The following is a 7097-nucleotide window of genomic DNA, read 5'->3' as shown; positions in this document are numbered from 1 at the left end:
GCCTTCACGGTCAGGCCGCCAGCACCGTGCGCTCGACAATGTCGAGCGCGCCGTCGAGGTCGGTTTTCGAAATGACCAGCGGCGGCGACAGCGTCAACACGTTGCCTTGGCTGATCTTGAAGCTCAGCCCCTGTTCAAGGCAAGCATAGAAGACGCGCTCGGCGAGATCGCGTGCCGGCTGGCGCGTATCGCGATCCTCGACGAGCTCGACGCCGACCATCAGTCCCCTGCCCCTGACGTCGCCGACATGGGGCGAGCGCGCCATCAGGTGCTGCATGCGCCCTAGCATGTGCCGACCGAGTTCGGCCGCGCGCTCGACCAGCCCTTCCTCCAGGATGATGTCGATCGTCGTCAATGCGGCGCGGGTCGTCACCGGGTTCTTCTCGTGGGTGTAGTGGCCGATCGCGAAGCCACCGGTGACGTCGAGATCGCGGCGCGCGATGATGGCGGCGATCGGCAGGACGCCGCCGCCGAGCGACTTGCCGAGGACGACGATGTCAGGCGTCACATCATCATGCTCGTGCGCGAAGAATTTGCCGGTCTTGCCAAGGCCGGTCGGGATCTCGTCGAAGATCAAGAGCGTGCCGTGCCGGTCGCAGGCCTCGCGCACCCGCTTCCAGAAGCCTGGCGGCGGCGGGTTTGGCGTCGCCCGCATCGGTTCGGCGACGACCGCCGCCACGTCCTGCTCGCGGCCAAGGACGTAGGCAATCATGTTGGCGCAGGCGAGGCCCGATGCTTCCAGGGAATCGTGGCCATAGGGGCAGCGATAGCCGTCCCAAGGCGCGACGTGCTCGGTGCCGGTCATCATCGGGCCTGATATGTGCGAGCGGAAGGTCGCCTCGCCACCAACGCTTGCTGCGCCGAAGCCGGCGCCATGGAACGCATCCCAGAACGACACCGTCTTGAAGCGGCCGGTCGCGGCGCGGGCGATCTTCAGCGCGACCTCGATGGCGTCCGAGCCGCCGGTGGTGAACAGCACTTTGCCGAGATTGCCGGGCGCCAATGCCGCCAGCTTCTCGGCCAGTTCGACGGCGGGCTCACAGGTGAAACGGCGCGGCGCAAAGCAGAGCTGATCGAGCTGCTTCTTGATGGCGGCCACAAGCCTCGGGTGGCCATAGCCGAGGTGATGGACGCTGTTGCCGTGGAAATCCATGAAGCGGCGACCGGCGGTGTCCTCGATCCAGATGCCTTGCGCCTTGGCGATCGTCGACAAACAGGGGCTGGACAGGCTCTGGTGCATGAAGGCGGCCGCGTCGCGATCGAGCAGGCCGCGGATCCGCGGATCGCCCTGCCCGGCATCCCAGCGACCGCGAGCCGCTGTGGTGTTGGAATCGCCTTCGGTGTGCACAAGTTCAGATATCGCGGCCATCATGGTCTCCGAAATGCGAATGAGGGAGCGGCGAACGCTCCCTCGATTGTTCTATCCGTCAATGCCGTCCGGTCAGGACCAGGGCAGCGAAAATGTCTTCACATTGGTGTAGCTCTTCATCGCTTCGATGACGCCTTCCTTGTAGCCGTTGCCCGAATCCTTGATGCCGCCGAAGGGCGACATCTCGATGCGATAGCCCGGCACTTCCCAGATGTTGACGGTGCCGACCTGAAGGCCGGCGATGTATTTCTGCATGCGCGGAAAAGAGTTGGTGCAGACGCCCGACGACAGGCCGAAGGCGGTCGAGTTGGAGAGCGCAATCAACGCCTCGTCATCGTCCGGCGCACGCACGATCGGGATGATCGGCCCGAAGGTTTCTTCCATGACCAGCTCGGATGTATGCGGCACGCGATCGACGACGATCGGCGGCAGCAACGCGCCCTGACGACCCGGATTGTAGAGGATTTCGGCGCCTTGCTCGGCAGCCATGTGGACGCGGGCTTCGAACAGCGCCGCCGCCTTCTCGTGCACGACGGTGCCAAGGTCGGTCGCGCGGTCCATCGGATCGCCGAAGCGGATCTTCTTCGCCCGCTCCAGCACCAGCGGCACGAAGCGGTCGGCGACGCTTTCCTGGACCAGGATGCGCTTGACCGCCGTGCAGCGCTGGCCGGAGTTTTTCGTCGCTCCGGCCACTGCTAGGTCCGCCGCCTTTGCCAGATCCTCGTCCGACAAATCGTTGAGGATGATCAGCGGGTCGTTGCCGCCGAGCTCCAGCACCTGGCGCTTGTAGCCGGCGGTGCGGGCGATCATCTTGCCGACCGGCACGCCGCCGGTGAAGGTGATCAGGTCGATGTTTTCATTGGTGATCATCTCGTTGCCGATATCGGCCGGCCAGCCGGTCACCACCGACAGCATTTCAGGCGGCAAACCGGCTTCATAGAGAATGTCGGCCAAGAGAAGCGCCGTCATCGGCGTCAGTTCGGTCGGCTTGACCACCACGCAATTGTTGGTGGCGATCGCCGGCGCCACCTTGTGCGAGACCATGTTGAGCGGATGATTGAACGGCGTGATCGCCGAGATCGCCTTCAACGGCTCGCGAGTGGTGAAGATCTTGCGCGCCTTCCCGTGCGGGGTGAGGTCGCAGGAGAAGATCTGCCCGTCATCCTGGATGCACATCTGCGCCGACAGCGTGAACACGTCATAGGCACGGCCGACCTCATAGAGCGAGTCCGTCTTGGAGATGCCGAGCTCGAGCGTGATGAGATCGGAGATTTCATCGCGGCGCGAGGCCAATGCCTCGGCGGTGCGGAACAGTATCTGCTGACGCTCGTAGCGGGTCAGCTTCGATTTGTAGCCGGCGGCGATCTCGAATGCCTGGCGGGCGTGATCGGCGCGGCCGGCCGGAACGGTGCCGATGACGGTGTCGTTCCAGGGATAGCGAACCTCGACGACGCCTTCGGCATCGACTCGTCTGCCGGCGATGCGCATCGGCTCGTGGCGAACTTTGATGGCGGGGTCGAGCTTGGTCATGGGTTCTGCTCCAGCAGATTCTTGTTGCGCGGAGGATTCGACCCCCACTCCGGCCCTTCGGGCCACCTCTCCCCCGATCGACGGGGGAGAGGAAATCAGGCGAGGTCAGTGCCTCAACGTTTCCAGGTTAAGCCGCGGCTAACCCTGGCGCCTTTCCTCTCCCCCGTCGATCGGGGGAGAGGTGCCGAGCGAAGCTCGGCGGAGTGGGGGTCGACAATCACGCTCGACTCAAGCCAGCGCCGCCGCCATGGTGGCGTAGTAGAAGGCATCGAAATTGCGCAGCGTCGGCTCGTTCGGAAATTCCGGCAGCACACGATTGACGATGAACGGCACCTCCTGCTCGGTCAGCCCGCCATGCGACCGTAGCGGCTCGTTCAGAGCCGCCAGGTCATGGCGATGTTCCGAGGTGCCGATCGTCTTGTTCTCGGTCGAGATCAGCACGATGTCGCCGATGCGATCGGCCGGCAGTTCGAAGCGCTCGCAGGCGGTCGGGCTGTCGACGACCAGCATGATGCTATCGATCTTGGCCAGCCTGGCCATGATATCGGCCTGGTCGGCGCCATCAGGCAGATAGGCGGTGGCGAAGGAACCCAGCGCGCCATGATGCACGACATAGGGGTCGGTGATCGGCAGGATGACGCGGGCGGCATCTTTGCCCAGCCACTCGTCGAGAAGGTCCTGGACATAGACGACATCAGGCGAACCGTCCGCCTTGTGCTTGGGCTTCATGCCATGGTCGGCGGTGACGACGATGGCAGCACCCAGCGCATCGAGCTCGGTCAGGTATTTGTCGAACATCTCGTAGAAGGCGTTGGCCTGCGGCACGCCGGGCGCATATTTGTGCTGCACATAGTCGGTGGTCGTCAGATACATGATGTCGGGGCGGAATTCCTTCAGCAGCTGGACGCCGGCGGCGAAGACGAATTCCGACAGCTCGGCCGAATAAACCTCCGGCACCGGCAGCCCAAAGTGCTTCGAGGCATTGTCGATGCCGTGCTCGGCCTTGCTGGTGGTGTCGGATTTTTCCGCAGAGAAGCACAGCGCGCGGCCTTCGTCGAAGGCGAGGCCCTTGCCGAGCAGCGCACGCAGCTTGTCCTTGGCGGTGACCACGGCGACCTTGGCGCCGGCATCGTAGAAGGCCTGGAAGATGGTCGACGCGCGCAGGAAGCGCGGGTCGTTCATCATCACTTCCTTGCCGGTCTCGCGCTCATAGAGATAGTTGCCGCAGATGCCATGCACCGACGGCGGCCGGCCGGTGGCGATCGACAGATTGTTGGGGTTGGTGAAGCTCGGAATGACAGAGTGCGCAAAGCGCACCGTGCCCTTCTGCTTGATCCTGACCAGAGCCGGCATCAGCCCGGCCTTTATCGCTTCGTCGAGATAGGCCGGCTCGCAGCCGTCAAGGCAGATGGCGATCGCCGGCACGCGCGGCCAGGCATAGGTGCGGCCGTTGACCGACACGGTGACAGGAGACATCTGGTTCATCTGATATCCTCGAAGTCGGCCGCTTCAGGCGGCGAGTTTGGCGCGTTCGGCAAGTGCCGCGGCGGGTGGGGCGGCGGTGTCGACGCCCATTTCATGAAGCGAGAACGCTGCCGCCTCGACGACGCGGCGCATGACATGTTCGTCCATCTGGCCGATGCAGCCGACGCGGAACGAATCCACGGCGGTCAGCTTGCCCGGATAGATGATGAAGCCCTTGTCCTTCATCAGGTCGTAGAAACGGTCGAACGCGAAACTGGCATGAGCCGGGTTGAAGAAGGTGACGATGATCGGCGACAGCCAGCGATCCCGGAGCAGTGTCTCGAAACCGAGGTCGCGCATGCCGGCCACCATAACGTCGCGGTTCCTCGTATAGCGGGCGCCACGGCCGGCGACGCCGCCTTCGGCCTCATGCTGGCGCAGTGCTTCGAGGAAGGCGGCCACGACATGCGTCGGCGGCGTGTAGCGCCACTGGCCGGTCTTGTTCAGGTGCGCCCACTGGGCGTGGACATCGAGCGACAGCGAATGGCTCCTGCCTTTGGCGGCCTCCAGTTCGCTCTTGCGCGCGATGATGAAGCCAAAACCCGGAACGCCTTCGATGCACTTGTTGGCGGACGAGACCATCGCCTCATAGCGGATTTCGTTGACGTCGAGCGCCACGGCGCCGAACGCACTCATGGAATCGACCAGCAGCTTGCGACCCTTGGCATGGACGGCTTCGGCAATTTCAGCGACCGGGTTGAGGATGCCGGAACTGGTCTCGCAATGGATGGCGATGACATGGGTGATATCAGGGTCGGCCGCGAGGGCCGCTGCCACCTCGTCGCCGCGCGGGGGCAGATAGTCACCCTTGTCGATCAGCGTATAGGCGCGGCCGAGATACTGCATGGTCTGCGCGGCGCGCAGGCCGTAGGCGCCGTTGGCCAGCACAAGAACCTTGCCGTCCCTGGGCACGAACGACCCCAGCATCGCTTCGACGCAGAAAGAACCGCTGCCTTGCATCGGCACGCAGTCGAACTCATCGTTCCTGTCCCCGGTCAGCGCCAGCAGCCGGCGACGCATATCCGATGTCATGGCGCGGAAGTCGCCGTCCCACGATCCCCAGTCGCGCAACATCGCCTGCTTGACCGAATAGGCCGTGGTGAGCGGCCCCGGGGTCAGAAGATACGGCTCGCCCAGCGCCGGGCTGGCCAGCGGCTCCGCGGCAAATTTCGTCTCGGCGAGCATGTTGTCCTCCGCTCGATCTGCGTTCGATGTGGCCTTATTCTTGGCCTGAATGATCTATTTGTAAAATCGTTATTTTGTATCGATGTATAGATTTTAGTGATGGCCTGCCGGGCGGGAATCCGTCCTCAGGCCATTGCAGGAGCCCTCACTTCCGCAGCCCCTCTCGCCAGCCGGCTTTCGAGCAGATCACCGCTCTGCGTCAGCAAGGGATAAGCGACCGAGGCCATCAGCGAGTTGATCTCCTTCAGCGCCCGCACGGCCTCCAGGTGGATGTCGCTGGTGTCGATGCTCTGCGGCATTCCCGATTGCAGGCGCTTGAGGTGACGGTCGTGGCTCGTGCGTTCCAGTCTGCGCATCCGCTCCTTCTCGACGACGAGTTGCCGCGCCGAATCGAGATCGCTCGACACCAGCACATTGAGTGCAAGCTGCATGTTGGCCATGACACGGTTGTGAAGCCCGGCCAGTTCGCTCCAGCCGTCGCGTGAGAAGCGCAGGTTCTTGTCACGCAGCTCCTGGGTGAGCACGAGCAGGTTCTTGGCGACGATGTCGCCGGCGCGTTCGAGATTGATGGCGAAGTCGGTGAGCTCGATGCCGCGCTGCGCTTCGGCCACGCTCATGCTGCCGCGATTGACTTCGGCAATGTAGAGCTTGATTTCGGTATGGGCGCGGTTGACCTCCTCATCGAGTTTTTGAGCCTGGCGTATCTGGTCGCCGGTGCCGGCGTCGAAGAAATCCATCACTGGGCGCAGCATCACCTCGACGACTTCGCCCATGCGCAGCAGCTCGCGGGTGGCACTGGCTAGCGCAAGACCGGGTGTGCGCATGACGGTGCGGTCGAGCGCGCTGGTGCGGCGCGACATCAGGTCTCCACCCTCTCCGGCCTTTGCCACCGGCCTGTCTGCGATCAACAAGGCGACCAGCCGCTCCATCATGCCGGTGAACGGCAAGCAGCAGATGACCAGCACCAGATTGAAGGCAAGGTGCAGGTTGACCAGCTGGCGGCCTTCGGTTGCGCCGAACAGATGCGCCGGGAAGGTCACGGCCTGAAGCGCGAACAAAGCCGCCAGCGCCGCCGTGCCGCGAAAGATCAGATTGCCGAGCGGGATACGGCGCGCCTCGACGGCTTCGCCGCGCGTCAGCCAAACCGCGATCAGCGCGCCGCCGCAATTGGCGCCGAGGATGAAGAACAGACCGACCTCGACCGGCAAGACGCCTTGTGCGGCAAGCGTGACGAACAGCAGGATCGCCGCGACGCTGGAGTGGATCAGCCATGTGAACAGGGCAGCGGCGGCAAAGGCGGTGAAATAGTCCGCGCGCAGATAGGAGATCACCAGTGGCAGCAAGGTGCTCTGCCGCATCGGTGCGGTCGCCTCGCCGATCATATGCAGCGACAACAGGACGAAGGCGACCCCCATCAGGATTCGCCCGCTATGCCTGATGCCAGCCACTTCGAACTTCAGGGCCATCGCGCCGCCGACCAGGATCAGCG

The 7097-nt window shown here is 63.9% G+C and carries 5 protein-coding genes; all 5 read right to left on the bottom strand.

The window, feature by feature from the left end; genetic code table 11:
• Nucleotides 1-10: 10 nt before the first annotated feature.
• The gene (locus EN884_RS19375; RefSeq protein ID WP_245469416.1) at nucleotides 11-1372 is read right to left on the bottom strand and encodes an aspartate aminotransferase family protein; all 1362 of its coding nucleotides are present in this window, start codon (nucleotides 1370-1372) and stop codon (nucleotides 11-13) included.
• Between the two features lie 69 nt (nucleotides 1373-1441).
• Nucleotides 1442-2899, bottom strand: coding sequence for a phosphonoacetaldehyde dehydrogenase (gene phnY, locus EN884_RS19370; protein WP_063167534.1), 1458 nt, complete (start codon nucleotides 2897-2899; stop codon nucleotides 1442-1444).
• Nucleotides 2900-3127: 228 nt separating this feature from the next.
• Nucleotides 3128-4384 (bottom strand): phosphonoacetate hydrolase, encoded by a 1257-nt coding sequence (gene phnA / locus EN884_RS19365; protein ID WP_063167533.1) that lies wholly within the window; start codon nucleotides 4382-4384, stop codon nucleotides 3128-3130.
• Between the two features lie 24 nt (nucleotides 4385-4408).
• Entirely contained in the window at nucleotides 4409-5608 is a 1200-nt protein-coding gene (locus tag EN884_RS19360) for a 2-aminoethylphosphonate--pyruvate transaminase (protein ID WP_063167532.1), read from the bottom strand.
• A gap of 125 nt (nucleotides 5609-5733) precedes the next feature.
• The coding region (locus EN884_RS19355) for a Na/Pi cotransporter family protein (protein WP_164895060.1) at nucleotides 5734-7097 on the bottom strand (1364 nt) is incomplete at its 5' end.

The organism is Mesorhizobium sp. M7A.F.Ca.AU.001.01.1.1 (assembly GCF_004022735.1).
Taxonomy (GTDB): domain Bacteria; phylum Pseudomonadota; class Alphaproteobacteria; order Rhizobiales; family Rhizobiaceae; genus Mesorhizobium; species Mesorhizobium ciceri.
This window is presented reverse-complemented; position numbering and strand designations above follow the sequence as displayed.